Genomic DNA, 25,063 nt, shown 5'->3' with positions numbered 1-25,063 from the left:
ATTATTACTTTAATATTAATATATTCAATCGCATAACAAATGTAATTCTTACTCCTATGCTGAATATACTCACCTATTAACCATTGAATTAAAGAATGTGAAGCTAGGGCTGGTAGCTATTTAAGTGGGCTATATATTATTTCGTCAAGATAATAGTTAAATTGAACGACTGCTCAAATTGTGATTTAATTGCATCTACTACTTTTAGGAGCGTTTTATGATCAAATTTTATTTTCACCATACACCTAACCCAATGAAGGTTGCTTTGTTTTTAGAAGAAACAGGCCTACCGTTTGAACTTGTACCACTTGATACCTTAAAAGGTGAGCAACACACACCTGAGTTTAAAGCCATCAATCCTAATGCAAAAGCACCTGCCATTGTTGATGGTGAAACACGTGTGTTTGATTCGAACGCTATATTAATGTACCTAAGTGAAAAACACGGTAAGTTAGCAGGTAAGCCAGAGAATCGCGCCGAAATGCTTTCATGGTTAATGTTTATAGCATCGGGCCTTGGGCCGTATTCGGGGCAAAGTGTACACTTTAGACACATGGCGCCTGAAGGGCTTGATTACGCAGTTAATCGCTACTTGCGTGAGGCGCAGCGCCATTACGAAGTGCTTGATGCACACCTTGAAGGTCGCGACTTTATAGTGGGTGATGAATACACCATTGCTGATGTATCTGCTTGGGGTTGGATTGATAAAGCGCCAGTAGTACTTGGTGAAGAAGGCCTAGCGCCATACCCTAATTTAAAACGTTGGTTTGAAAGCATTGATAGCCGCCCAGCGGTTGCGCGTGCACGCAAAATTGGCACCGATGTCGCCTTTAAAAAAGAGTTTGATGAAGAAGCCAAACGTGCGTTTTTCCCTTCAAATTACCCAAAAGTATAAAAAGTACTTAATACTAAACAGCAGAGCCAGCTAGCTGATCTGCTGTTTAGTATTTTATGGATGTGTGAGCGCCTCTTTATTTTCATCTGCCACGAATAAATTAACTTCCTCTGTATGCTGGCTTACGCTATTTTTTTTAGGGCGATGTATAGGTCTGAGTGAATATATATACCTTCTTTTCCTGATTTCATTCGTGCAAGTTCAAGCCTTATATCACGCTTTTTAAATATTCCGTCTATGTTGGCAATGATTGGTATTTTCTTTTATGTGATTAAAGTGATTACTAAATTAACTGGCATGAAGTTGAACATATGGTTCATCCACAGTAATTTAAGCATAGATCCAAAGAAATAAAAAACGGGCCTTCATGAAGTTATAAGTATTCACATACAAATTATTAAGGCTAACTTAAAGCCATATATCCCAAAACTTAACTCCGAGGGTATGCTATTAATTTATCGCCTGTTGATAGCTAGGCTTATCAACAAGGTGATACTGAATTATTACTTTTTAGTTGCTTCGAGGTTTGAAATATTTTTTGTATATTCTACACGGTGGTTTATATGGACGTTAATTATTGTAGTGCAGAGTTCGCAACAAAAATAATAAGGTTAGAATAATCGATGAATTTATATAGGTACTAAAAGTATTAAAAAACAAAGGATAACCCCCTCCACCTCTAATTTACACGTAAGCTTATTTACTTTGGTAATTGAGTTATTACTCGTCAATCAAGTTGGTGTTAGTCTTGCAATTGCTTTTATGATGATAAAGTGAATTTATTAGTCGTATTTTCAATTATCAATAATTTTTATTAATTAGTGTTAGTAGTTTTACTAAACCACTATTTGTTTAATGCGGAGATAATAGCCATGAAAGCGAATATAAGCAGTGGAGATAAAACCACTAAAGTGGGCGGTATTTTTAACAGCGAACATAAAGCTAAAGCAACCTTTGATATTTTAAATAATGACGAGAACTTTGTAAAACAAAGCATAAGGCTAATTCCACCTCACGATCAACATTACGATGAAAAGGTTGAGCCTGAAGATAAAAAAATTGCTAAAACTATGTTGAAATCACACTTAGTATTTGCCGTAGTTGGTCTTGTTGTTGGTGTGATCATTGCCAGTATACTCTTTTTATTAGAGTTTGAATTTTTACAACAACATATCCTAGAAACATATGTTTCGATAAGTATTCTTTGTACTTTTGTTGGTTTACTAATTGCTGGAGCTTTTTCGTTAAGGCCAGATCACGATGATTTGATCAACAATATAAGAGAAGCAACTCGCTCGGGTCTGTGGGCGATTGTTGTACATACCGATTCCCACGAGAAAATGGAAAAAGCAAAAGATCTTATGCAGCCACACGCTGTATCAATATCGACGACTTTATAATGCTAATTGATATAATAATTTAACCAACAAGGTTGTATAATAGCGTTGTTGGTTAAACCGTATTATAACTTAGCTGCTCTATTAATGTGACTTCATTATCAGAAGCCTGTTAATAATTTAGCTATTTTAGCCCATTAAATAGCTTATGTAGTGAATTGAAAATAACTTACACAGTAATAGGGGGCTTAGCCGTTCAACGAATAATAAAATACAGTGACTCTTTTTTATTTTTATTGCCGTTTATATTTTACAACTCGGCTAATTATTCCTAATTGGTATGAGCTTCAAATAAGGCAACTTCGTCGGTAGGCTGGCTTACTCTATTTTTTTGTAGCGCAACATATAGATCAGAGTGAATATATATACCTTCTTTTCCTGACTTCATTCCTGCAATATCAAACCACGAAAGTAGTTGGCGTTTTCTACCTGCAAGTTCAAGCCTTATATCGCGCTTTTTAAATATAACGTCGAGGTCGGCAAGCATAGCCATTACGCTTAAATCTAAGTGAGTAAAGCAGGGCACAGCGTCAATTATTACACATTGGGTGTCGTCTTTTTGCCTTGCGTATTGCTCAAGTAATCTGCGTTTAAAGTAGCTGGCATTAAAGTAAGTTAAAGGTGAATTAAAGCGATAAATAAACACGCCTTGCACTGCTTTTGCTTTATCTTTGGCGTCTAAACTTCTTACTACACCGTTAACATCTACGCCGAGTATATTGTCGGTTGGGCGCATAACAGTGCGAATAAATTGAAATAACCCCAGTAATACAGCAAGTGTGATCCCTGGTATAACGCCAATAAATAACAGCGCAAGTAAGGTGGCTAAGGCGAGATAAAATGCCTGTTTATCTTTTCGTTTTAATTGCCAAACAGCTTTTAAATCGAGTAAATGAACAGAAGCAATAATAAGTACAACACCCAGCGCTGCACTTGGAATAAACTCAAGCGGGGGCTGTTAAAAAAACGGCTATGACCGCAATAATAGCTGCTGCAATTATTGATACTAACTGCGTTTTACCACCCGTTGCATCGTTAACTGCGGTGCGTGAGTCGGCGCCACTGACTGCAAAACCTTGCGGAAGAGCTGACGCTATATTGGCAATACCTAGCGCTCTAAATTCTTTATCGGCGTCTATGTCGTAGCCATTTTTAGCAGCAAAGCTGCGGGCAGTTAGCATCATACTTACAAAGCTCACAATGGCTAAGTTAAGTGCGGGTACCACTAGCTCACGAATAATTCCTAAATCAAAAACAGGAGTATTAAAAACGGGAAGCCCGCCAGTTACGGTGCCAATAGTTTTTATATCATGTTGTTTTAAATCAAAAATCCATACCAAAAACGCACCAAATGCAATGGCAAACATTGATGCAGGCCACGTGGGTTTTATGCGTTTCATGGCAAAGTAAACCGCCAATGTGAACAAGGCCATTAACAAGGTGGGAACATGTGTTTGCGCTAGGTAGGAGGGTATACCACCTAGGCGTTCAAGTAGGTAGCGCTCGTCAAAGGTAAAACCGAATACTTTAGAAAATTGACCAACAATAATAGTGATGGCTACGCCGTTTAATAAGCCCATTAAAATAGGCTTAGATAAAAAATCGGCTAATACACCTAACTTCAATTTACTGGCTATAAAACACCAAAAGCCAGTCATAGCGGTCATGGTGACAACAAGTTGCCAATGCTTAAAGCTGTCACCTGCAGCAAGAGGGGTTACTACGGCTGCAATAACGGCGCAGGTGGCGGCATCAGGGCCAACTATTAGTTGTTTGGAAGTGCCAAAAGAGCATATAGCATCATTGGCAGTATGCAAGAATATAACCCTACCGCGGCGTTAACACCGGTTAGTTGTGCGTAAGCAATGGCAACAGGTAAAGCTACGGCAGCTACCGATAGCGCCGCTCTTACATCATCAGCAAACCATTGTCGCTCGTAGTGCAGCAATGTAGCTAAACCCGGCATAAAATTATATAAACGCGACAGCACTGCAATTTTCCTGTTGGTGGTAACGCCTCGATAGTAAATTTAATAACAAAATAAGTATAGCTAGGACGGTGGTTATTTTAATAAATTGCAGGTGATTATTTATCAAGATATTAAATTTATAATTTGGCAGAAAAGTTAACTATAAAAGTTAATGCTCCTGAGGCGTTTGTCTTTTTAGCCAGATTATGTGCATGGTATTAATCTACTGATATCGAACGCCTCTGGAAATAACCAAATCTAAAATCTAGTTTTTAAATTTTTTAAGATTATTTAGCTCCACATGCCGGATATAACTCAAGTACTTCTGTTACTACTTGTGCAAATAAGGCTTGTTCTTGCTGTGTTAAATCTATAGCAGGTATAAATGGCATTGTGTCTGTTAATTCTGAGGTAATGATTTGATAAAAGGTCATCGCTGTAAGGACATTGCCTGCATAGGATGCGTGATTACCGTCGGCACTATGAAGGTTTATACTAGGCATTATTTCTAATACTCGATTCCATACAAAGCCAACAGGCGCTATGCAGCTAGGTTGTTTTTTACTGATTGATAAATGGAGGTCGTAAACCAGCTTTGCTTCTGTGGGATCCCCTTTTTGAGGATGCTCTGGAAATAATATGGGGGTTGTTTTTTGTTCTTTAGCAACTGAGAGTAAACGCTCGGTGGCATCGGTCGGGTAGTCAACGGCTCCTGATTGCGAATATTTCTGGCCTTGAAAAATAGCATGACTCCAGTTATTTTCACTTAGTTTATCTATATTAGAGTCTACTTCGGCTATTTCATCTAAAAACCGCCCGCCAACAGTCATTGTTTGTACTGAGCTGTTAGATAGTTGATGTGTAATTATGGTTTCTAATAAAGTACCTAAACTTGAACTATGGCTATTACCGTAAATAATTATTTTGTAATCACCTTGTGGATTGTTATTAGTTACAGGTGGTGATATTAGTGTTTCTTTATTCTCAGCTATTTTAGAGTCATTACCTCCAGAGCCGCATGCAGTTAACGCTAACATTAAAGCTAATGTGAGTAATATTTTAGATGTATATTCGAATGACATTAGACATCCTTTTTTTGTACCAAATTTAAGCACGATTTATGAATACTAGATACTTTATGGTAAAGCTGCAAATTGGCTTTAAAAGTGAATACATAAACTGTGGCTTTTAGCTGTTAATAGAGTGGTTCGTGGGTTAGTGTTTTTGAGCTAATTATATTAGTGGTAATTTAGCCGATGCAGTTAAAGTATTGTAGTTCTTATAAAAAATTACAAAAGACTGGTTAATATAATAAAAAAGGGCAAATATAGCCCTTTTTTAATACACTTAAATTTACTTTTATAAACCTACAGCGCCACTAAGCTTTGCGTGAGCATTGCTTTAATTTGTTTAACTATGTTGGCTTCTGTTTCGGGTTCAAATTGTTGAATACGCGGGGTATGGATATGCCCAGTAGGAATGCTCGAATTTAGCGCGTCACGCAGTCGAATACTACGATACGATATTTCGTTAGACAAATAACCACCCCCGCCGCCATTTACCGCAACACTGTTTTTAAGCGCGCCGTACGAGCCGGCTTTAAAGGTTTTATCGAGTGTAGTTACTTCGCGGTTGTCGATTACTTTATATGGGCCTTTGGCGTTTTGCATGGCGCTTACTGGTAGGCTAAATTTTACAAACTCATTACCAGGTAATGGGCGGCCATTTAACTGGGGTATAACAGGGCTTGTTTGCGTACCGCCGTAGACAATATTGGCGTTATCTGGCGCGGTTACGCTGCGGCGTTTACCAGGGAAGTGCTCTAAATCAAACTCGGTTCTGCCCATGCTAACCGTTACAACCATGTCGACGTTATTAAGTGCGTAGTAAGGGGCAAGGAGTGATTCTATTATACCTTGGTCAAAGTCTTCGTAGCGTACTGGTACCATAACTGTGTTAATTTCGGCGCTAACGCCATTGTAATTAATAACTTGGCCATCGAGTAACAATGCGGCGACCCCAGATGGGTTGCTTTGGTTGATATTTTTGTCGAGTAAAAAAGGGTCAAATCCGGTAAGTATAATTTTTTTATCACTGCCTGATGAAAAAGCTAAATCGGTGCGGCCTCGGCTGCCCTCTTCAAGCATGCTTAGCAGCGTATTTATTTGCGCGTCAGATAGCTCAACGTTAGCTGCGGTTGTACGTATTACTTTGCTTGAAAGCAAGCGCGCCCAGTAAAGTGCTCGGTCGTCGTAATTGTTAGTTTTAATAATGCGTTGCTTAGCGCTTTCCCACAGCTCAAAACTATAGGTTTGAATGAGCTGCTTTGCCTCTTTAAAGTTATTGAGTGCTTTAAACTGTTGCTCAAAGGTGGTTACTTCTTTATTAAAGGCGTTTAACACAGTAGGCATAGCTGTTTGCGCTTTGCTAATGCGCTGTTCTTCAACGGTGAGTGGATTACTTAAAGCTGCGAATGAAGAGGCAATTAAGCTGGTTGCTAGTAATACTTTGATCATGATACTCCTAATTAAGCCGTTGTTATTTGAGTAACTTACTATCCTACTATTAAACAGTGAGGGCAATTATTTAAAGTTGAATTAACTGATATCTGGTACGGATGGGATGTTACATGATTACATTTTGATGAATTTAGCAAAGCGCCGCACTTCTAGCGGGTTATTTCATTTACTATAGATTTAATAAAAAACACGGGAATAAAATAATGGTTTCTAGAAGAGAGTTTTTATTTAGTGCAGGCTCGCTTGCGTTTATTGGCTTATCGCGCAGCGCAATGGGTAACGTTGCTTTACCTGAAGTAACAACAAAGTTACCTGCTTATGGCCCATTAATAGCCGACCCTCAGGCCTTATTAGATTTACCTAAAGGCTTTAGTTATCGGGTTATATCGGCACTTGGCGATAAAATGGATGATGGTTTAGACGTACCCGACCGTGCTGATGGTATGGGTTGTATTGCATTAGATAACGAACGCGTAGCCCTTATACGTAACCATGAGCTACAACCTAAACACATTAATAAAGCATCTGATTTAATTAGTAACCACAAAACCCCCTTAGCCTATGATTCATTTAAAAATGGTGTAGCTTTGCCTGGGGGCACTAGCCACATTATTTATAACTTAAAAAAGCAAAAACGCGAAAGAGTATTTATCGCTATGTGGCACAATAAGAAACTGCTCAGGCGGTGTAACGCCGTGGGGTAGTTGGCTAACCTGCGAAGAAACCGTTATGGATAAAAGCGATGGCTTGTCTCAATCTCACGGTTACATTTTTGAGGTACCAGCCAGCGCCAAAGGCCTAATTAAGCCAGAGCCATTATATGATATGGGCCGGTTTAATCATGAAGCCGCAGCAATAGACCCACAAACCGGTATTGTTTATTTAACTGAAGATAGAGGCGATAGTTTGTTTTATCGGTTTATTCCTCATCATCGCGGTAAGTTAAATAAAGGCGGCACATTGCAAGCTATGGTAATTAAAAACCAACCTCAGTTTGATAGCCGAAATTGGGATTCACCGGTCATGCCATTACACAGCGACCTTTTAGTTGAATGGATAACGCTCACAGATCCTAAAAGCCCAAATGATGACCTACGTAAGCAAGGTTATAAAAAAGGTGCAGCCTTATTTGCACGAGGAGAGGGAATACATTGGGGTAAAAATGAGCTTTATTTTTGCTGTACTAATGGGGGCAAAAAGCAGTTAGGTCAGGTAATGAAGTACACACCTTCAAAAAACGAAGGCACTGAGTTAGAGCAAAATGAGCCTGGTAAAATACAACTATTTGTAGAAAGTACAAACGAGTCGTTATACAACTTTGGTGATAATTTAACGGTAGCACCTAACGGGCATTTAATTGTATGTGAGGATCAATACACAGACACGGTGAATAACCATTTACGCGGGGTAACACCCAAAGGAGAGGTGTATAACTTTGCTAAATTGCATGCGCAAACAGAGCTTGCTGGGGCGTGTTTTTCACCTGACGGGCAAACCTTGTTTGTAAACGTATACATGCCAACTAAAACGTTGGCTATTACTGGTCCTTGGGATAGTTTTAAGCTTTAAAGTGGTAAAAAATACAAACGCTTAGCATGGCTAGGCGTTTGTATTTTAACAATCCATGTAGGTTTACCAAATCCATTAGCAAGCTTTAGTCATCCTTGGTGCATTTACTACATCCTTTATGTAATAAGCAACGAGTCCTTGTAGTTTGCACTTCATCCTGTACCTACTTATGTAACGTATCCTTGTATCTTTATTAGTCCTTTAACTCTTATTAACATTCCTTGTATGGCAAAGTGGGTAATAAATTAATGATTTAGTTTACCTGCAGACGATTCAATGTGTGCACGTACAAACCATTGAAACTGTTCTAAGTCACCTAGCTGGCTGGTGATCATATCCTCTGATACTGGGTCTAATTCAGACAGCGTACCAATGGCTTTGCGGTGGTCGGCGTTTACGCCGCTGTATACTTTGTCTAATGCACCTAAATGCTCTACTACAAAAGCTTTACCTAATGAGTATTCTTCCCATGTGCGGCGATCTACAATTGACTTAGGTGTACCTTGTGGCGTACCGCCTAATGTAGCAATACGCTCTGCGATGGTGTCGGTCATTTCGCGAATAGCATCGACTTGTGGGTCTAACATTTCATGCACACCAATAAAGCTTGGGCCTACTACATTCCAGTGAATATGCTTTAAAGTAAGTTGTAAGTCTAAAAGCGCTACGAGTCGGTTATCGAGTGTTTCAATTGTTTTTTTTGCTGATTCGTTATCCATACCTGGGGCTGTAAATTCAATTGGGTGTTGTGAGTTACTCATAATGTCTCCCGTTGTGTAATTTGTTGTATGTAGCCATTGCTACCATTTAACTTGCAATACATGAAGCAAAGCCTATGCCTATCAAGTTTATTTGTTTAAATTATTGATATTTAATGTTTTATTTTTAATTGGGTACGTAGGGTTAAAAAGGGAGAGGCGTAGAATATGAATTTTATGCACTTATTTTTGTAAATTGTGCACAGTAGTAAAAAAGCTGTGGCTGTTTATCGAAAGAGTTGAAATTTGTTTATGCTCAATAAGGCGTAGTCTGTGTAATACATCTACCTAAAGTACCTAGTCTTACAATTCACGCCGTTATTAAATTGCCTTTAAAGCTCACCTTAATATTGCACGCGCTACAACCTCTAAATAAAACCCAGTAAATAAGCTAAGCAAGGGTATACAAAATATAAAGGCGCTTATTTATTACCTGCGTAATGATTAATTCAGGTGTTTTATACAGGGCTAACGCTGCTCTTTTAAAGCCGCGCTACTGGGCTTTACTGCTTAGATTTTAAAAATCAGCCTTTGTGCTTATTTAATCTCTTTAGTTGGTGAATGCTCACTGATATACTCCCGCCGCATTTTAATTGGGGTTATGTAAATAAATCATGAATTTTTTAAAAACACTGTTTACAACATCTATACTGCTTTTGTCTCACTCAGCACTAGCAGAAAATTGGAGCGTCACACAGCTTCACACAAATTTTGGCGATGCCTTAAATCCCTTTACCGGGGAGTCGTCATTTACACGCACCTACACCATAGAGCATGCCTCAGAGCATGACTTAGGTGATAACTACTTTTTTATCGACTTTTTAAACGACAGCCTTAGTGATGGTTTTCAAGATACGGGTATATATGGCGAGTGGTACACAACACTTAGCTTATCAAAAGCCTTTGATACCTCTGTGCGTTATGGTGCAATAAAAGACACAGGTTTAGTGTTTGGTATAAACGCCGGTGAAGAGGGGTTAATGAAATATACCCCAGGCATCAAGCTCAGCTGGGATGCCCCAGGTTTTGATTTTTTTACAACTACTTTTGCAGGTTACATTGATGCCAACGGCGGCGTGCAAAAAGATCAGCTAGCCAAGCAAGACAACAGCATTTTTATAGACCTTGCATGGGGTGCTCCTTTTACACTAGCTAGCCAAGCATTTTATTTTACCGGCCACGTAGAATATATTTCTGGGCGTGATGACGAACTAGGGAATAAAGTTAATGAGTGGTTGCTTGCTCAACCCGCTGTGCATTGGGATGTAGGGCAAAACTTTAATTTAAACCCGCAACAGTTAATGGTAGGGGTAGAGTGGCGCTATTGGTACAACAAGTTAGGGACTAATAAAATAGAAAACCAGCCCTTTTTACATGCTATTTGGGTATTTTAAGCAAAGCTTGCTTTGCTAGGCTGATAAAAAAATAGCGCCTTTTGGCTAATGCCAGTCAGTTAAGCTGACTGGTATTTTTCTTTTTGGTGGGGTATTTACTTGGTTTGGGTTTGACCCTTCGAGGGTAAAATCTATCTTCCCGCCTCGTCGGAAGCTCGTAATAAGTTAGCTGATTGATAAGGTTCTCATACAGCACAGGGAGTTTTCCTGGGCTTGCAAGTCCCGTTGTAAGTAAGAATGCCACAACCGCGCTTGAGCACCCACTGAAGCTTAGCTGATTTGGCCAGATACCTTTACGTGTAGCCGCTTCGGTCATAGCCACTCTTATCAAATTGTAAGCAAGCAGTAATCCCCACAATTCTTGCTCAACCATGTCTGGGCGTTTGCTTCTAAGCGTGTATTCACTGTTCAGTAGCGTTTGTTTCATTTCACGATACCCTAACTCAATTTCCCAGCGGTGACTGTATAAGTCTACAATTTCGTCACTGGGGTAACGCATTACATCGGTAAGCGATGTAAGAATTCGGCACTCTTTTCCTTTCACTTTTTTCGTAATTACCCGCGCCTCAATCTCCTCCGGCAGCTCGGGGAACTTTTTTCTCGCTTGTGGTGTGGCTCTCAGCCTTACCTGTTTATCTACACGGCTATAACTTTTTATTACATCAAATTGGAGCCCTTTTCTTGCCGGTATCATCCAGTGCCTCTCTTCTCCAGCGAGTTGCCATTGATGGAGTAAGCCTAAGGAATAAAAACCACGGTCAAACAGGGTCAGTGAATGATTAGGCGTATCGCTAATTAGCTGCTCTGCTAGCACCATTTCACTCGATTTGTATTTATCAAACGCGCTATTAATGAGTTGGTGGCTTGTCAGCTCCATTTGGCACACCATGCGGATTTGAGGAAATGCTGTGTCGCCATACTGAGTACTACCAGAGCCATACTTTTCACGGTTTTGAGCAGTATCAGTCGTTCTCCACACAACCCCATCGACACCGAGTAAATTTAGTCCATTCCATATTTCGAATTTACCTTGTTGATACCAGTGCTTAGCCATCTTCTTAAAGGATTGTTCGACAGCTTTGGTTCCTAGGCGCTGTCGAGCCTGAACCATCGCACTGGGTGCAACAAGCGGTGCTTTACCTGGAAGTGCAATATCCATCTTAGTCGCAATATTCCACACTGACTCTTGCCTAAAAAGACTCATCCCCATTACGCACCACATCACAGATTCAAGAGGTAAGCGACGCTTTCTGACGGTTGCGACTCCCGCTTCAACAAAAGCCTCAACAATAATAGATGGATCTAGAAGTGATGAGAGTTTTTCAAATGAATGAAATTGGGTGCTGGTATTAAATGCGGTGTCTAAAGCTGTTTTAATATTCATAAAAAATCCGATGGCAAATGCTCATCGGATTCTTACATCTATAAAAGATCGGTCAACCGATCATTAAAATATTTCTTAACTGATCGGCATTAGCCTTTTGGCGCTATTTTTAGTCAGTGTGGTTGGAACTTTAAGTGGTTGGCTGTTACTCGTAACCACGAGGTTTTTTGGTTTTAATAACTGCAATATAAGCATGCCAACTGGCGTAACTAAGCAAAGGCATAATTACAATAAAGCCCGTGGCACCGGTAGCAAAACCAACAGCTACCAATAAAAATATACAAATTGACCATACCACCATAGCGGCAAAGTTAGTTTTTACAGCGTTCATAGAGCTTATTACAGCGGTCATAATATCTACTCGGCGCTCCATCATTATTTGTGGAGCAAAAGCAGAAAGCGAAAATACAGTCACCAGTAATACCCCTCCTATTATGCTGCCTAACGTTAAAAACGCCGATAACTCTTCAAAGGTGGGATTGGCATGGCTAGGATATAAAGCATGCACAAGCGCGGCTAAACGCATCCAAGCAATCATGATAACCATTAGCATTATTGCAAAGCCCCATTCGCCTACTGGGTTTCTAAACATCGACTTTATAGAGTGGCTAAGTGTGGGTTTATGGCCTTTTTCAAGCTCCCATGCTACATCGTAAAGGCCTGCCGCAAAGGCTGGGCCTATTAATGCAAACGCCACGGTTGCAGGCAGTATTACTAAATATGTACCTGTAAACATTGCCCAGTAAACAATAGCAACAGGGATAAGGGTAAATATTACCCCGTAAATAAGGCTCAATATGGGCGCACGGGTCATGTCTTTAAATGCCAGTGCTAGCCAGTGAAAAGCCGCAAATGTGTTTACCTTATTGCATTCAATGCAGCGGGCAAATTCAGAGTGTTTATTAATCGTATTTGTTGTTGGCATAACAACGCTCCTTAACAAGGTGTCTCTTAAAGGTTTAGAACACATTGGCTTTATTTACAAATGTAAGGGCTGAGTAAAATTAGAGATTGAATAATTAAAGAGAAATTTTTAGTTATTGGGTATCAATAACTTAATTTTTTTGTTTATAGGTAAAACTATACGAATGAAAATCTTGAATTGTTCACTAAGTAGTCGGTTTATTTTGTGTCATGCCTAAATTAAAGAATTATTGTAGCCCAAGTAGGTAGGCTACAACCGTAAACAATAATAAGTTAGATCATTTCAGCGTCGATGTGACGTATTAAGTTTGTGACCCAATTTACGTACTGACGGTGAATTTTTTTGCCATTGTAATTAAGGTTTTTAGAGCTAACGTAACTAACACTATAAGCAGTTTCATCGAAGTTAATTGCAACTGTTAGTTGGTGAGTTCTAATGTTCAAAACACCATTAATTACTCCTGCAGATTCAGGTGTACACTTCCACCCTAGTTTTATACAGGCTTTAACTATCCCTTTTTCGATCTGTTGAAGATCGCTATTCGTTGAAGAAATTTTTGGAATTGGATGGTCCTCAAAATTTTTAACTGGGACAGTTGTTGTGCAGCCTACAAAGAAGGTGAGTGCGGAGGCCATAAGTAGAAGGGAATGTTTTTTCATAATAGTCCTTTTTAATATTTAGCGAGCAGTAACCTAACTGCTACACGAGATTTACAGGTGCAATTATCGGTAAATTTACTTTTTAAAACCAGAGGTAATTTGTATTAAAGGATTATTTAAATTTAAAACGTAATAGAGCTGCTTTATATAAAAATACAATATAAAACTCGTAGGCAGGTTAATAAAAAGTTAATACAAAGTGTTTTGTATGCTTTTGTATTTACAACCAGTCTAACAGGAACAATAAAATGGATGAGATAATAAATAATATTGATGTAAATCAGTATTTGCCGGCAGCAGTAATGTGGGCAACAAATATTCTAATGGCAATTGTTATATTACTAATAGGCTTATGGCTTGCGGGTAAAGTGCGTAATATGATTATTAGTTTATGCCATAAATACACTCACTTTGATGACACGCTGTTTCGCTTTTTAGGCAGTATGGCGCGCTATGTTATTTTAGCGTTTGTATTTATTGCCGTGTTAAACCGCTTTGGTGTGCAAACAGCTTCAATAATTGCGCTATTAGGTGCGGCAGGCTTAGCTATTGGGTTAGCGCTGCAAGGTGCTATGTCTAACTTAGCTGCAGGTGTAATGTTACTTATATTTAGACCTTACAAAGTAAACGACTTTATTGAAGCCGCAGGGCGCTTTGGTAAAGTTACCGAGGTTGATATGTTTACAACTATTTTGCAAACGTTCGATAATCAGCAAGTTATTATCCCAAATAGCCAAATTTGGGGAGCGCAAATTATTAATCATTCGCATCACCCTATTCGTGGCGTAGATATGCACTTTGGTGTGGCATACGATGAAAACACCGACGCTGTTCGCAAAGTTATTGATAGCGTGCTCGAGGCTCATCCACACATACTAAAAGACCCTGCTCCTTTTGTTGAAGTAGAAACACTAAACAACAGCTCGGTAGACTTTTTAGTAAGACCTTTTTGTAAAGGCGAGCACTACTTCGAAATTTTATACACGGTGCCAGAGCTGATTAAAAAAGCCCTTGATGAAAACAATATCGAAATTCCATTCCCACATCGTAAAGTTATTTTAGTTAACGAGAATAAAGATTAAGGCTTAAGCCTAAGAGCACTTTATAAGTGCTCTTTTTTTGTCTGAAAAAGTTACATACCTGTGTAATTTTTTCTTTTATAAATTACCTCAAATACTACTTTTTTGTCTGTACAGCCCTTTTTTTTACTAGGTTGGATGGATGGTCTTTATTTTGCATTTGCATAGTCGCTTTTAATTTAAAGCCCATAAAAACTATCGACCCATTAAATCAAATTGTATGAAGGACTAAACATGGCTGAATCATTTAAATACTCAGGCAATAAAGGGCATGGTGGCGAATTACATCAAAAGGCTTCTGATGAATACCCAACGATGACCACCGCGCAAGGGTGCCCTGTTAGCGACGATCAAAACTCATTACGTGCAGGCAAGCGCGGCCCAGGTTTATTAGAAGATCATGTAATGCGCGAAAAGCTGTTTCACTTTGATCACGAACGCATTCCAGAGCGTGTGGTACATGCCAGAGGCTACGGTGCTCATGGTTATTTTGAAACCTACGATACGCTTGAAGATTTAACCTGTGCTGATATTTTTCAGCGCAAAGGTGAAAAAACACCGGTATTTGCACGGTTCTCAACTGTGGCAGGGAATAAAGGGTCTCCCGATTTAGCACGTGATGTTCGCGGGTTTGCTGTTAAATTTTACACCCAAGAAGGAAACTGGGATTTAGTGGGTAACAACATACCTGTATTTTTTATTCAGGATGCGATGAAGTTTCCTGATTTAATTCACTCAGCTAAGGCTGAACCAGACCGTGGTTTTCCACAAGCGCAAACCGCGCACGATAACTTTTGGGACTTTGTGAGCTTATCGCCTGAGTCAATTCATATGATTATGTGGGCCATGTCAGATAGAGCCATACCGCGCTCTTTACGCTTTATGGAAGGCTTTGGTGTTCATACCTTTAAATTTATTAATGCAAATGGCGATGAAAAATTTGTTAAGTTTCATTGGAAACCAAAAGCCGGAATGCAGTCAGTAGTGTGGAACGAAGCGCTTAAACTCAATGGTGCTGACCCTGATTTTCATCGCAGAGACATGTGGGAATCTATTGGTAAAGGCGACTTCCCAGAGTGGGAGCTAGGTGTACAAGTGTTTGATCAGCAATTTGCTGATGAATTTGAATTTGATGTTTTTGATGCCACCAAGCTTATACCTGAAGAGCAAGTACCAGTAAAAATTGTGGGCCGCATGGTGCTTGACCGTGTAGTTGATAACTTTTTTGCTGAAACAGAGCAAGTCGCTTTTTGTACTCAAAACATTGTACCTGGGCTTGATTTTACACCCGACCCATTACTGCAAGGGCGTAACTTTTCGTATTTAGATACTCAAACCAAACGCTTAGGCGGTCCTAACTTTACGCATATTCCGGTTAATGCGCCTAAATGCCCAATGCGTCATTTTCAACAAGATGGCCACATGGCAATGCATAACCCTAAAGGGCGTGCTAACTACGAGCCAAACTCCTGGAGCGGCGATGAGCATAACCCCCGCGAATGCCCAGTGCATGGCTTTAAAAGCTCAAGCGAGCCAGAAGTAAGCGGTGGAGATAAGCTGCGTTATCGCTCAGAAACATTTAGCGATCACTACAGCCAAGCGCGCCAATTTTACTTAAGCCAAACAGAAGTAGAGCAAGCGCACATTCAATATGCGTTTGTATTTGAGCTTTCAAAAGTAGAGCATGTGCCGATTCGTGAGCGTGTGGTTTCGCACTTATTAAATGTAGACAACACATTAGCGCAAGAAGTTGCAAAAGGCCTGCGCCTGCAAGACATGCCAGAGCCGGCTGAAGCTGCTATGCCAACGCGTAACGATTTACCTGTATCAGATGCGCTAAGTATTTTAAAAAATGCGCCAGATACCTTTAAAGGTCGTAAGTTAGGAATTTTAGTGAGCGATGGCTTTGATGCTGATATTTTTAATTCGGTTACAAATGCCTTAGACGCTGAAGGTGCTAACTACGAAATTGTTGCCGCACAAGTAGGTGGTGCATGTTGCAGTAAAGGTAAGCATGTAGCAGCGGATCAAGTAATCAATGGCGGCCCTTCGGTGCTTTACGATGCGGTGATGGTACTTGCAACGCAAGAGGGCGCTAAGAAGCTTGCTGGTATCCCTGAGGCGAAAGACTTTGTGAGCGATGCGTTCGCGCACATGAAATACATAGGCTACACAAAAGATGCCATGGCATTATTTGAAGCCGCAGGGCTTGATGGTAAAGCCGACGATGGGTGGATAGATTTAAACATGCACTCTGCAGATAAGTTTATTGAAACATTGCGCAATTTAAGATTTTGGCAGCGTTAGAACAAAACGCTTTAGCAAATAAAAACCACACCCTGTAAAGGGTGTGGTTTTTATTTGCTAACTGGTTATGGTATTAACTCTAAACAGTAACTAATTGGATTTATTATGAAGCTTAAAGGCGCTTGCCACTGTGGCAAAGTAACGTTTAGTGTGAGCTCTAAACACCCTTATCCTTATAACTTATGTTACTGCTCTATTTGTCGTAAAACGGCCGGCAGTGGCGGGTTTGTTATAAACTTGAACGCACAATACAGCACGCTTGAGGTTACAGGGCGTGAGCATATTACTATTTATCATGCCAAAGTGGGTGATAAAACCAGCCCCGCTGAGCGCCATTTTTGTAAACACTGCAGCAGTAACTTGTGGTTATATGATTCGCGATGGCCTGAGCAAGTTCATCCCTTTGCTGGCGCAATAGACAGCGAATTACCCGTACCGCCAGAGCACACCCATTTAATGCTTGCCAGTAAGGCCAATTGGGTTACCCCGCATATCCAAAAGAATGATAAACAGTTTGATGAATACCCCTATGAAAGCATTGCAGCGTGGCACCAACGCTTAAACTTAGAGCAATAATACGCTGGCTAAAGTGCACTGCATCGTACTTAAAAGGGCATAACTCCCAGTAACTGGGTAAAACTTTAATGATTAACAGTGCACTTTGAGGCGTTACTTTGTGTACAGTAATGAAAGTCGGTGTAGTAGTGAGATTGCGCAGGCTTTTTATTATATAAAATGTAGTCGTGCATTAGCTTGGTGCTCAAGCGGCCCATTTCAAAAGGGTTTTGCCCTATGTTAGCCGAAGATAGACCCCTGCTTAACACATTGAGCTGTATTTCTTCTGTATCGGCAGAAACAATAATAATGTCTTTATCGGCAATACGTTGCTTAAAAGGCGCTAAGGCATTTACGTAATGAGGGTTAAATTGTGCAAACCCCGCCACAGCTAAAAAAATGGGTGGGTTGTCCATGTTTAATAAATGCATTAACTGCTTTAGTGACTCTTCGCGCTTACCTAAACTAAATAAGGGGCAGCGACTATGTTCGCGCCAGCCGTTTTTACCTGATAGGTGCGCTGTCGCTTGATCAGACAGCGCGTACCTAACCCCAGCAATACGCTTGTTTAAATTAGGGGTTGTATGGTGCCCCGACTACATGCAAAGCGTATTATTTACTTTGTTGGTCAGTTTTTTTACTTGCTCGCCTAGGGCAACGCCAAAGTCGAAGTTGTTACTGCCAACGTAGGCTAGGCGGTACTGTTGGTGTTTTTCAAGCAGATCAGAATCAAACGTTATAACAGGAATGTTTTTACTTTTAAGCGCCATTAATGAACGAGTGACCAAGTGCTGAGAGTCGGTTGTTGCTACAATTAACCCATCTATTTCTTGATCAACTAACCTATTAATGACCATAGATTGGCTACGAATATCTGAAAGTCTTTTGGTCCATCGTACTTGCATTCTATTTCAGGGTGCTCATTACTAAAGTGCAAACAGCCTTTAAAGGCTTGCTGATAAAAGGAGTCGTTTTTTGTTTTACCTACAATGGCAATCACAACTTTAGCCACGCTTTGGTGGGCAAATAAAGCACACCAGCTTAAAACTAAATACTTCAGAACTTTATACTTTTTAGCGGCTAGGCTAATTTTAGCTAACATTATAAAAGTCCTAAGCAAATAAAAGTAAGATATATATTACAGCTAGTATAGTTATTGACCACAAATTGGCTAATTTAATTATAGTGACTTAAATGAGTTAACACATTGAAAGAAGTGTTTTTAACCTATAGGCTAAATACATACACCCATAAAAAATAATGGAGAGCGTTATGACTGTTTCAGCAATTCCCAAAGGGTTTAGTTCGGTAACACCGTACTTAATTATAGAAGGTGCTCAGCAAGCTATTTGTTTTTATCGTGATGCATTTAATGCGCAGTTAGTAATGCAAATGCCGCTGCCAGAGGGCGGTATAGCCCATGCTGAAATTATAATTGGCGACTCCCATATTATGATTTCGGACTCATGCCCAGATGAGTCATTTAAAAGCCCCAATGCACTTGGTGGCACACCGGTAAGTTTAATGCTTTACGTAGAAGATGTAGACAGCGTATTTAAAAAGGCAATTGAACTTGGCGCTACAGAAGTACGCCCAGTGCACGACCAGTTTTATGGTGATAGAGCCGGCACCCTACAAGACCCATTCGGGCATATTTGGACCATAGGCACCCATAAAGAAGATTTAAGTGAGCAAGAAATTAACCAACGAATGGCCGACTTAATGTCAAAAGAGCAAGATGCATAAAGCAGCTTGCCCTGCGTTTGAGCTAAATTGTTTACCCTAAATTTATCGCTAAATATTTTATTTCGTCACCGTTTATTTGCGGTAGAAAATAAATATCTTGGTACTTAAAATATTGTTGATCGTTAATCGTGACAGCCTCTGCCGAAATAGGGAGGGTGTCGTAGGTTTGCCCTAAATCATAATTTTTAGCACTGCCTACCTTAATAGCCTGATTAACCACTATTTTAGGCTCATCAACTACTCTATAACCATTATTATCTGCCACGTAATATACATTTTGGTAGGTATAGTAAGTGGTATTATGGCGTTTAAAGTGTGAATAATGCCTTGGTAGTGAGCGTATTCTTAAGCCTCGTGGTGGCTTAACTACGTGGTAGCCTCTTTTTGCTTTTCTGTAGTAAATACCATCACTAAATGTAAACGTAATGCCATTAAATCTGATTGAAGCACTATTGCGCGGTAAATGATTAAAATAATGCCCAGGCCGGTAGGTCACTACGTTGTGGCGATTATGTTTAAAATAATTACGAGTGCGTTGCTGCTGTTTGTAATGGGCAACTTTGCGCTTTTGCTCTTTGCGGTGCTCGCGTTTGGCTTGTTTGCGCTCTTTACGGTCGTTTTTTTTATATTCTATACGCTGTTTTTTGTCATCGCGGCGCTCATCTCGTTTGTATTCGATGCGTTTTGCGCGCTCATTATTAAAACTTTTTGCGTGCTCTCGCTCATTGGGTGCTGCATATGCAGCGCCAGATACTGCACTTATGGCAAGTAGAGCAGGGAGTAATTGAGTCAGTTTCATACTAGTGCCTCGTGTATGTTGTTACATAACTGGGTTCAATACTAGCGCTTTAAACTGAATGGTAACTGACATGTAACCGATAACAGGGGCGTGTTTACAGCTTTTTACTAACGTTTACTGTTCTTGACACAAGCCAACGTTTTCTCACATTTTTGACGATTTTAGGAACTTTTATAGGCTATAAGTTGCGTAACTAATTGTTACAGCAAGTGCTTTTAACACTTGCCGTAATTTATAATTAGCCTGAATTTGGATAATAAATCTATCTCGAGCAGCTATTTTCAGTGCTAACCGCGTTGAATTTACTGAAAATCTCTGGATAGAGAATAAACTTAAATATCATCATGGTTCAATATTTTAGTAAATCTCTTAACCAGAGTTCAGGTTAATTAGCGTTTAGGTTTTTCTGGTAAGGCGGCTTTTAATTGCGCCGGTGTTACGTTAAGTGACTTTGCTACAACCGTTAAATCGGCATTAAGGCCGCCGGCTTTTTGCATTGCTTGCATAAGCACTTTTTCGCTAACGCCTAGTTTGTTAGCTGCCTCAGCAAACCCCAGTGGCGACATGCCGCCGTTAGGGCCACCCGCTTTTGGGCCACCGCCACCAGGTGGTTCATGGCGAGTTATTTTAGTGCCTTCAGGTGGCTTAGCGCCTACACCCGCTTGTGCTGTGGTCGTAGAATTATTTTGTGCAACCACGCCTTTTAAGCACTTAGGTAAGTTAGGGAATGTATTAATTGCATGGTAGTGGTAAGTAACTATGCCGCTTTCACCCACGGGGCCTGTGTGGCCATTACAGCTATCAAGCTCGGTTGGGGATGTACCATCAATTTCTTGGCTTACGTAAATTGGGTAGCCATCAAAGCCATAACCAAATAGGGCGCTTGGCTTTTGCGTTAAATTATTACAGTTGGCGTTTACATGTTCGTGTTTATATACGCTGTCTATATCACTGGCGGTGCCGTGGTAGTGGTACCAACCGCCCGGATCAATATGACCTGCGCAGGTATCAAGCGCGGGTAAATGCCCTGTATGTTGCACACTTGGCGCATCCGAAAAAATAGGCACACCCGCAAGCGCTATACCCACTTTAGATACAGTGCCCAACGCTGTTGATTGCTCAGACATAACAGGGTGCAGTGGTAAAAGGGCGGTAATTTCTACGCTTTCATCTACCGATACATTAATACATGCATGATCAACGGTTGGGCGAATGGTCGCGTTATCAACAATATGCACTTTGCCGTCTTCATCGTAAAAGGTAAAACCTTGCTCGTTAAGCATGGTTAAAAATGCTTTACCTAACCTATATAGCCCCGCATCGGTGCCATCCCAATCCCAAATTCCGCCTACGTCGTCGAGTGTTTCTGGGCAAAAAGGGCCGACTTCAATGTTGTCGGGCTGATATTTTAAAACCACTTGAGCACACTGAGTTTGTAAGCCGTTTTCAAGCGTACACTCAACAGTTTGTGGCAGCTTTACCATGGCTTTAATATTAAATTCATCGGTATTTATAAGCGTGTTTTTAGCGCTTTTAGTTTCTGGGGAGGCAGGTGTACTTTCGCTTTTTATCTGCTCGCCACATGCAGTTAAAAGTACCGTGGCACTAAGCAGGCAAAATGCGAGCTTAGTTTTTGTAGTGTTAACGCTAGGCGCTTTTAAACGACTTCGTTTAATTGTTCTCATACTTACCCCAAAACGATTTATATACGAAGGTTTTAGTATGGCAATAAATTGTGCAAATAAAATGAAAGTTTTAAAAGAGTTATTGATATGTTTGAGATGCATGGCTAGCTTTTAATTAACATTATTGGGAGTTGTTATTAAGTTATTTAATAAACTTACACGATTAAATACTAAGTATAAAAGTACAAGTTAGCAACTGCTGTTTTTACTTGCCCAAGGTTTACCAATAAAGCTCCATATATTTAAAGCGCAAAAAGCACAAACCTAGGTTTGTGATTTTATATTTTACGGTTAAATAATTATATTTTTTCCCAGTAGGGTTCGTCACCAAAGTAGCCGCTAAAGTAGTCTATAAAGGCCCTTACTTTTGGCGCTAATAAACGCGAACTTGGGTAAACACTCCAAATAGCGGTGTCGGATGCAAGTGGGTAGTCTTGTAAAATTTGTACCAGCTCACCACTTTGTAGTTTTTTATAGGCACACCAGCTCGACATTAGCGTAATACCTAAGCCTTGCACGCACGCATCGCGCACCGCTTCACCGTTATCGGCTTGTAATACGTTATTGGTTTTAATGTTTTGTGTGCCCTCGGGTGTAATAAACGACCACGTAGTTAAACCATGTAAATTAACACAGGTATGATTTTTTAAATCTTGCGGTGTTGTTGGGGTGCCGTGTTTTGCAAGGTAATTAGGCGATGCGCAAATTAAGCGTTTATCGCGGGCAACCTTTCGGGCTATAAGGGTTGAGTCGTTTAATGCGGCGTCGCGTATTGCTATATCAAAACCACCGCCAACCATATCAATAATGCTATCACTTAAGCGTAAATCAATTGTCAGGTCGGGGTATTGCTCAATAAATCCAGCCAATGCAGGAATAATATGCATACGCCCGAACGAAGCAGGGGCGGTAATGCGCAATTTTCCTTGTGGAGTTACACTGCCTATACCTACCGAGGCGCGCGCCATTTCAACATTGGCAAGCACTTCCTCGGCGTGGGGTAAAAAAGCTTGCCCCTCTTCGGTTAGCGATACTTTTCGGGTTGTACGATGAATAAGTTTAACGCCGAGTGTTTCTTCAAGCTTATTCATTTGGGCACTAGAAACCGCAGCCGACAAACCTAACTCCTTGCCAGCTAAGCTAATATTATGTGTTGTTGCGATTCTGACAAACAGATTTAAATGGGCAATGTTCATTATCAAATTTTTCAATAAACTGATTATTTAAACAACTATATTATCAATACTTAGTTGTGTAAATATACTAGCAGCTTATTCATTGTGACTTTTCCTGTGGCGCTTACTATAAGCGTCTTTTTTTTTCGGTATTTTTCTCGTTTAAATTTTTAAGTTTAGAGTGAGCCTGCCTTATGAGCCGTAATACATCATTACTTTTAAAGTATTTATTTAAGCAAACTTGGCCTATGTTGGTTGGCTTGTTTTCTATTATGGGAAGCCAGCTGGTTGATAGTATTTTTATTGCTAAGCTAGGCGCTGAGCCGCTCGCTGTAGTTGCCTTTAGTATTGCTATTTTTCAGGTAATTGTGGGAGTACAAGTAGGCTTAGGTATTGCGGCAACTGCGACCATTTCTACTGCACTTGGGGAAAATAAAGTTAACTATGCACGCTACTTAGGTAGTTTAATCGTACTTATTGGCACCGTAATAGTAACGCTATTGTGCTTGGCGTTGTGGCTTTTTCAGCAGCCTATAACTTTAGCGCTGGGTACAACGCCTTCGTTATTTAATTTAACTGAGCTTTACTGGTTGCCTTGGCTAATAAGCTGCTGGCTTGGAGCGCTGCTTTATTTTGGTTACAGCATTTGCCGTGCTCATAACGAAACCTTATTGCCTGGGCGAATTATGGTGCTAACCAGTGTGTTAAATATAGCGCTCGATCCATTGTTTATGTTTACCTTTGATATGGGTTTAGCGGGTGCTGCATGGGCAAGCTGTGTTGCTTTTGCAATAGGCTTAGTAGTGGTGTTTTACACGCTTATTAAACGAGAACTTGTAACCTTTGACGTTTTAAAAAACCGCACCGAGCAGGCAATAAAAGCCATTGCAAAAATGATGGCACCGGCTTTACTTTCACAGTTCATTCCGCCTATTTCAGCCATGATAGTAACGGCACTGATTGCCGCGTATGGTGGGTTTGCTGTAGCAGCTTGGGGGCTTGCAAACCGTATTGAATATATTGCGATTATTTTAATTTTAGCGCTTACCATGGCGCTGCCCCCCATTGTTGGAAATTTAAAAGGGCGGGGCGAGCTTAGGCAAATATTAAGCGTAGTAAAACTTGCGTGCGGTTTTGTAATTGGCATACAAATTTTATTAGCGGTTATTATGCTAGGTGTGGCTAACCCGCTTGCAAATGCGCTTAGCAATAATAGTGAAATAGTAGCTAACCTAACAGATTACTTTGCATTTGTGCCCCTGAGCTATGCGGCTTTGGGTGTATGTATGATCACGGTATCGGTATGTAACGCGCTGGGGTTTGCGACCACGGCCTTATTTATCTCCATATTGCGGCTATTTATGTGTTACTTACCACTACTTTGGTTAGGCTCGCATTTTTACGGTTTAACAGGGTTATTTATCGGTATGGCATGCGGTAATACCTTGTCGGGTATTGTGGGTTGGCAGCTTTTTAAGCAGCAATATAAGCGGTTAACAACACACGTTAGCGTGCGCTCAATCACTGTTTAATTATCAATATATTAAAGAAAGTTATTCCACTTAAATTGCAATTATCAAAATAGTTAAATGCAATTAGTATGCACCTCATTGAATCATTGCTTAATCTAGTGCAGCTAAATTTGCTGTGTTTAGGTCAAGCAATTGCAATAAAAATAGAGCTGCTTGAGGTGAATAACATGAAACTTTATAAATTATTTTTAATAGCTATAACGCTATACGCAGGCGCTGCAACGGCTGCACAAGATTACTTTTCGATGAGCTATATTCAAGGTGAAGGAGACGTGCGAGGGATTAAGGTGGCTTATCAATATGCCTTAGATTACCAAATAGAAGGCTTTGAAGAGCTAGAGATTTACCTAGAAGCCAATGCCAACTTTTTTGAATACGATGATCCAAAACGCTATGACGCTAATTTAGGCTTATCGCTTTCGCCTGTTATTTTTTATCCTATTGGCAGTATTGCTGGGAACCGCGTTTTTGCCGAGTTTGGTATTGGTTTAAGCTTATTAGATGACACCAAATTTGCGGGAAAAAACATAAGCACACATTACCAGTTTGAAGACCGCCTAGGCATTGCCATGAAATTTGGTGAGGCTGAGCAACATAGCGTGTCACTTAAGTATTTTCATTATTCAAACGCTGGTATTAAAAAGCCCAACCCAGGCCTCGATTTTATATCGCTAAGCTACTCACGCGCACTTTAAATATTACTACCTCAGTGAAAA

General features: G+C 40.2%; 21 protein-coding genes and 3 pseudogenes. 10 read left to right on the top strand and 14 right to left on the bottom strand.

What is annotated here, in order from left to right; genetic code table 11:
• Positions 1-217: 217 nt before the first annotated feature.
• On the top strand, positions 218-895 hold the full coding sequence (locus tag VOI46_RS13490; RefSeq protein WP_282338578.1) for a glutathione S-transferase family protein: 678 nt from the start codon (positions 218-220) through the stop codon (positions 893-895).
• A gap of 54 nt (positions 896-949) precedes the next feature.
• On the opposite strand, the pseudogene VOI46_RS13485 reads toward VOI46_RS13490, so the two are convergent.
• A pseudogene (locus VOI46_RS13485) lies at positions 950-1,152 on the bottom strand (sodium-independent anion transporter); the annotation flags it as partial.
• Between the two features lie 615 nt (positions 1,153-1,767).
• Here VOI46_RS13485 and VOI46_RS13480 point away from each other — a divergent pair.
• Entirely contained in the window at positions 1,768-2,295 is a 528-nt protein-coding gene (locus VOI46_RS13480; RefSeq protein WP_004587576.1) for a hypothetical protein, read from the top strand.
• 268 nt (positions 2,296-2,563) lie between these two features.
• On the opposite strand, the pseudogene VOI46_RS13475 reads toward VOI46_RS13480, so the two are convergent.
• The 3 genes and pseudogenes from VOI46_RS13475 to VOI46_RS13465 all read right to left on the bottom strand — a co-directional run bounded on the left by VOI46_RS13475 (position 2,564) and on the right by VOI46_RS13465 (position 6,777).
• Positions 2,564-4,282, bottom strand: a pseudogene (locus VOI46_RS13475) (SulP family inorganic anion transporter).
• Positions 4,283-4,548: 266 nt separating this feature from the next.
• The gene (locus tag VOI46_RS13470; protein ID WP_004587575.1) at positions 4,549-5,343 is read right to left on the bottom strand and encodes a hypothetical protein; all 795 of its coding nucleotides are present in this window, start codon (positions 5,341-5,343) and stop codon (positions 4,549-4,551) included.
• 285 nt (positions 5,344-5,628) lie between these two features.
• Entirely contained in the window at positions 5,629-6,777 is a 1,149-nt protein-coding gene (locus tag VOI46_RS13465) for a hypothetical protein (protein WP_004587574.1), read from the bottom strand.
• 206 nt (positions 6,778-6,983) lie between these two features.
• Between VOI46_RS13465 and VOI46_RS13460 the strand changes: the two are divergent.
• Positions 6,984-8,349, top strand: a pseudogene (locus VOI46_RS13460) (alkaline phosphatase PhoX).
• Between the two features lie 245 nt (positions 8,350-8,594).
• On the opposite strand, the gene dps reads toward VOI46_RS13460, so the two are convergent.
• Positions 8,595-9,110: a DNA starvation/stationary phase protection protein Dps gene (dps, locus tag VOI46_RS13455; RefSeq protein ID WP_004587573.1), complete on the bottom strand. Its 516-nt coding sequence runs from the start codon at positions 9,108-9,110 to the stop codon at positions 8,595-8,597.
• Positions 9,111-9,721: 611 nt separating this feature from the next.
• Between dps and VOI46_RS13450 the strand changes: the two genes are divergently transcribed.
• Complete coding sequence (locus VOI46_RS13450) at positions 9,722-10,501, top strand: nucleoside-binding protein (protein WP_282338571.1); 780 nt, start codon at positions 9,722-9,724, stop codon at positions 10,499-10,501.
• A gap of 55 nt (positions 10,502-10,556) precedes the next feature.
• On the opposite strand, the gene VOI46_RS13445 is transcribed toward VOI46_RS13450, so the two are convergent.
• The 3 genes from VOI46_RS13445 to VOI46_RS13435 all read right to left on the bottom strand — a co-directional run bounded on the left by VOI46_RS13445 (position 10,557) and on the right by VOI46_RS13435 (position 13,469).
• The gene (locus tag VOI46_RS13445; RefSeq protein ID WP_324738064.1) at positions 10,557-11,885 is read right to left on the bottom strand and encodes an IS4 family transposase; all 1,329 of its coding nucleotides are present in this window, start codon (positions 11,883-11,885) and stop codon (positions 10,557-10,559) included.
• A 145-nt stretch (positions 11,886-12,030) separates the two neighbouring features.
• Positions 12,031-12,810 carry a DUF2189 domain-containing protein gene (locus VOI46_RS13440; protein WP_004589488.1) on the bottom strand — a complete coding sequence of 260 codons (780 nt, stop codon included), beginning with the start codon at positions 12,808-12,810 and terminating at the stop codon, positions 12,031-12,033.
• Positions 12,811-13,082: 272 nt separating this feature from the next.
• Positions 13,083-13,469, bottom strand: a complete 387-nt coding sequence (locus VOI46_RS13435) for a hypothetical protein (RefSeq protein ID WP_004589489.1) — start codon at positions 13,467-13,469, stop codon at positions 13,083-13,085.
• A 248-nt stretch (positions 13,470-13,717) separates the two neighbouring features.
• Here VOI46_RS13435 and VOI46_RS13430 point away from each other — a divergent pair, with 248 nt between their 5' ends.
• The 3 genes from VOI46_RS13430 to VOI46_RS13420 all read left to right on the top strand — a co-directional run bounded on the left by VOI46_RS13430 (position 13,718) and on the right by VOI46_RS13420 (position 17,431).
• Positions 13,718-14,551, top strand: coding sequence for a mechanosensitive ion channel domain-containing protein (locus tag VOI46_RS13430; RefSeq protein ID WP_004589490.1), 834 nt, complete (start codon positions 13,718-13,720; stop codon positions 14,549-14,551).
• A gap of 231 nt (positions 14,552-14,782) precedes the next feature.
• Positions 14,783-16,855 (top strand): catalase, encoded by a 2,073-nt coding sequence (locus VOI46_RS13425; RefSeq protein ID WP_004589491.1) that lies wholly within the window; start codon positions 14,783-14,785, stop codon positions 16,853-16,855.
• Between the two features lie 105 nt (positions 16,856-16,960).
• Complete coding sequence (locus tag VOI46_RS13420) at positions 16,961-17,431, top strand: GFA family protein (RefSeq protein ID WP_004588870.1); 471 nt, start codon at positions 16,961-16,963, stop codon at positions 17,429-17,431.
• Positions 17,432-17,496: 65 nt separating this feature from the next.
• Here the strand turns inward: VOI46_RS13420 and VOI46_RS13415 are convergent, their stop codons facing one another.
• The 3 genes from VOI46_RS13415 to VOI46_RS13405 form a co-directional block, all read right to left on the bottom strand.
• Positions 17,497-17,841 (bottom strand): hypothetical protein, encoded by a 345-nt coding sequence (locus VOI46_RS13415; protein ID WP_324738063.1) that lies wholly within the window; start codon positions 17,839-17,841, stop codon positions 17,497-17,499.
• A gap of 165 nt (positions 17,842-18,006) precedes the next feature.
• Positions 18,007-18,267, bottom strand: a complete 261-nt coding sequence (locus VOI46_RS13410) for a substrate-binding domain-containing protein (protein ID WP_324738062.1) — start codon at positions 18,265-18,267, stop codon at positions 18,007-18,009.
• Positions 18,249-18,512: a hypothetical protein gene (locus tag VOI46_RS13405; protein WP_004588871.1), complete on the bottom strand. Its 264-nt coding sequence runs from the start codon at positions 18,510-18,512 to the stop codon at positions 18,249-18,251. Before VOI46_RS13405 ends, VOI46_RS13410 begins: the two co-directional genes overlap by 19 nt.
• 170 nt (positions 18,513-18,682) lie before the next feature.
• On the opposite strand from VOI46_RS13405, the gene VOI46_RS13400 reads away from it, so the two are divergent.
• Positions 18,683-19,156: a VOC family protein gene (locus tag VOI46_RS13400; protein WP_004588872.1), complete on the top strand. Its 474-nt coding sequence runs from the start codon at positions 18,683-18,685 to the stop codon at positions 19,154-19,156.
• Positions 19,157-19,187: 31 nt separating this feature from the next.
• Here VOI46_RS13400 and VOI46_RS13395 read toward each other — a convergent pair whose 3' ends face one another.
• The 3 genes from VOI46_RS13395 to VOI46_RS13385 form a co-directional block, all read right to left on the bottom strand.
• Positions 19,188-19,955 carry a DUF6515 family protein gene (locus VOI46_RS13395; RefSeq protein ID WP_004588873.1) on the bottom strand — a complete coding sequence of 256 codons (768 nt, stop codon included), beginning with the start codon at positions 19,953-19,955 and terminating at the stop codon, positions 19,188-19,190.
• Positions 19,956-20,344: 389 nt separating this feature from the next.
• Positions 20,345-21,640 (bottom strand): YHYH protein, encoded by a 1,296-nt coding sequence (locus VOI46_RS13390; protein WP_039972408.1) that lies wholly within the window; start codon positions 21,638-21,640, stop codon positions 20,345-20,347.
• Between the two features lie 299 nt (positions 21,641-21,939).
• The gene (locus VOI46_RS13385) at positions 21,940-22,836 is read right to left on the bottom strand and encodes a LysR family transcriptional regulator (protein ID WP_039972407.1); all 897 of its coding nucleotides are present in this window, start codon (positions 22,834-22,836) and stop codon (positions 21,940-21,942) included.
• Positions 22,837-23,009: 173 nt separating this feature from the next.
• Here VOI46_RS13385 and VOI46_RS13380 point away from each other — a divergent pair, with 173 nt between their 5' ends.
• Together VOI46_RS13380 and VOI46_RS13375 are read left to right on the top strand one after the other, a co-directional pair.
• Positions 23,010-24,347, top strand: a complete 1,338-nt coding sequence (locus tag VOI46_RS13380; RefSeq protein ID WP_004588876.1) for an MATE family efflux transporter — start codon at positions 23,010-23,012, stop codon at positions 24,345-24,347.
• 167 nt (positions 24,348-24,514) lie between these two features.
• The gene (locus VOI46_RS13375; protein WP_024033246.1) at positions 24,515-25,042 is read left to right on the top strand and encodes an acyloxyacyl hydrolase; all 528 of its coding nucleotides are present in this window, start codon (positions 24,515-24,517) and stop codon (positions 25,040-25,042) included.
• Positions 25,043-25,063: the final 21 nt, after the last annotated feature.

This window comes from Pseudoalteromonas sp. CuT4-3 (assembly GCF_035666335.1).
Classification (GTDB): domain Bacteria; phylum Pseudomonadota; class Gammaproteobacteria; order Enterobacterales; family Alteromonadaceae; genus Pseudoalteromonas; species Pseudoalteromonas atlantica.
Note: the sequence above shows the minus strand (reverse complement) of the source record. Positions and strands in the feature narration are given on the sequence as shown.

Bases quoted from the DNA above. Each gene is read 5' to 3' on its own strand.
- VOI46_RS13490 (WP_282338578.1), top strand. From the start codon at position 218: ATGATCAAATTTTATTTTCACCATACACCTAACCCAATGAAGGTTGCT.
- VOI46_RS13480 (WP_004587576.1), top strand. From the start codon at position 1,768: ATGAAAGCGAATATAAGCAGTGGAGATAAAACCACTAAAGTGGGCGGT.
- VOI46_RS13470 (WP_004587575.1), bottom strand. From the start codon at position 5,343: ATGTCATTCGAATATACATCTAAAATATTACTCACATTAGCTTTAATG.
- VOI46_RS13465 (WP_004587574.1), bottom strand. From the start codon at position 6,777: ATGATCAAAGTATTACTAGCAACCAGCTTAATTGCCTCTTCATTCGCA.
- dps (WP_004587573.1), bottom strand. From the start codon at position 9,110: ATGAGTAACTCACAACACCCAATTGAATTTACAGCCCCAGGTATGGAT.
- VOI46_RS13450 (WP_282338571.1), top strand. From the start codon at position 9,722: ATGAATTTTTTAAAAACACTGTTTACAACATCTATACTGCTTTTGTCT.
- VOI46_RS13445 (WP_324738064.1), bottom strand. From the start codon at position 11,885: ATGAATATTAAAACAGCTTTAGACACCGCATTTAATACCAGCACCCAA.
- VOI46_RS13440 (WP_004589488.1), bottom strand. From the start codon at position 12,810: ATGCCAACAACAAATACGATTAATAAACACTCTGAATTTGCCCGCTGC.
- VOI46_RS13435 (WP_004589489.1), bottom strand. From the start codon at position 13,469: ATGAAAAAACATTCCCTTCTACTTATGGCCTCCGCACTCACCTTCTTT.
- VOI46_RS13430 (WP_004589490.1), top strand. From the start codon at position 13,718: ATGGATGAGATAATAAATAATATTGATGTAAATCAGTATTTGCCGGCA.
- VOI46_RS13425 (WP_004589491.1), top strand. From the start codon at position 14,783: ATGGCTGAATCATTTAAATACTCAGGCAATAAAGGGCATGGTGGCGAA.
- VOI46_RS13420 (WP_004588870.1), top strand. From the start codon at position 16,961: ATGAAGCTTAAAGGCGCTTGCCACTGTGGCAAAGTAACGTTTAGTGTG.
- VOI46_RS13415 (WP_324738063.1), bottom strand. From the start codon at position 17,841: ATGCATTTATTAAACATGGACAACCCACCCATTTTTTTAGCTGTGGCG.
- VOI46_RS13410 (WP_324738062.1), bottom strand. From the start codon at position 18,267: ATGGTCATTAATAGGTTAGTTGATCAAGAAATAGATGGGTTAATTGTA.
- VOI46_RS13405 (WP_004588871.1), bottom strand. From the start codon at position 18,512: ATGTTAGCTAAAATTAGCCTAGCCGCTAAAAAGTATAAAGTTCTGAAG.
- VOI46_RS13400 (WP_004588872.1), top strand. From the start codon at position 18,683: ATGACTGTTTCAGCAATTCCCAAAGGGTTTAGTTCGGTAACACCGTAC.
- VOI46_RS13395 (WP_004588873.1), bottom strand. From the start codon at position 19,955: ATGAAACTGACTCAATTACTCCCTGCTCTACTTGCCATAAGTGCAGTA.
- VOI46_RS13390 (WP_039972408.1), bottom strand. From the start codon at position 21,640: ATGAGAACAATTAAACGAAGTCGTTTAAAAGCGCCTAGCGTTAACACT.
- VOI46_RS13385 (WP_039972407.1), bottom strand. From the start codon at position 22,836: ATGAACATTGCCCATTTAAATCTGTTTGTCAGAATCGCAACAACACAT.
- VOI46_RS13380 (WP_004588876.1), top strand. From the start codon at position 23,010: ATGAGCCGTAATACATCATTACTTTTAAAGTATTTATTTAAGCAAACT.
- VOI46_RS13375 (WP_024033246.1), top strand. From the start codon at position 24,515: ATGAAACTTTATAAATTATTTTTAATAGCTATAACGCTATACGCAGGC.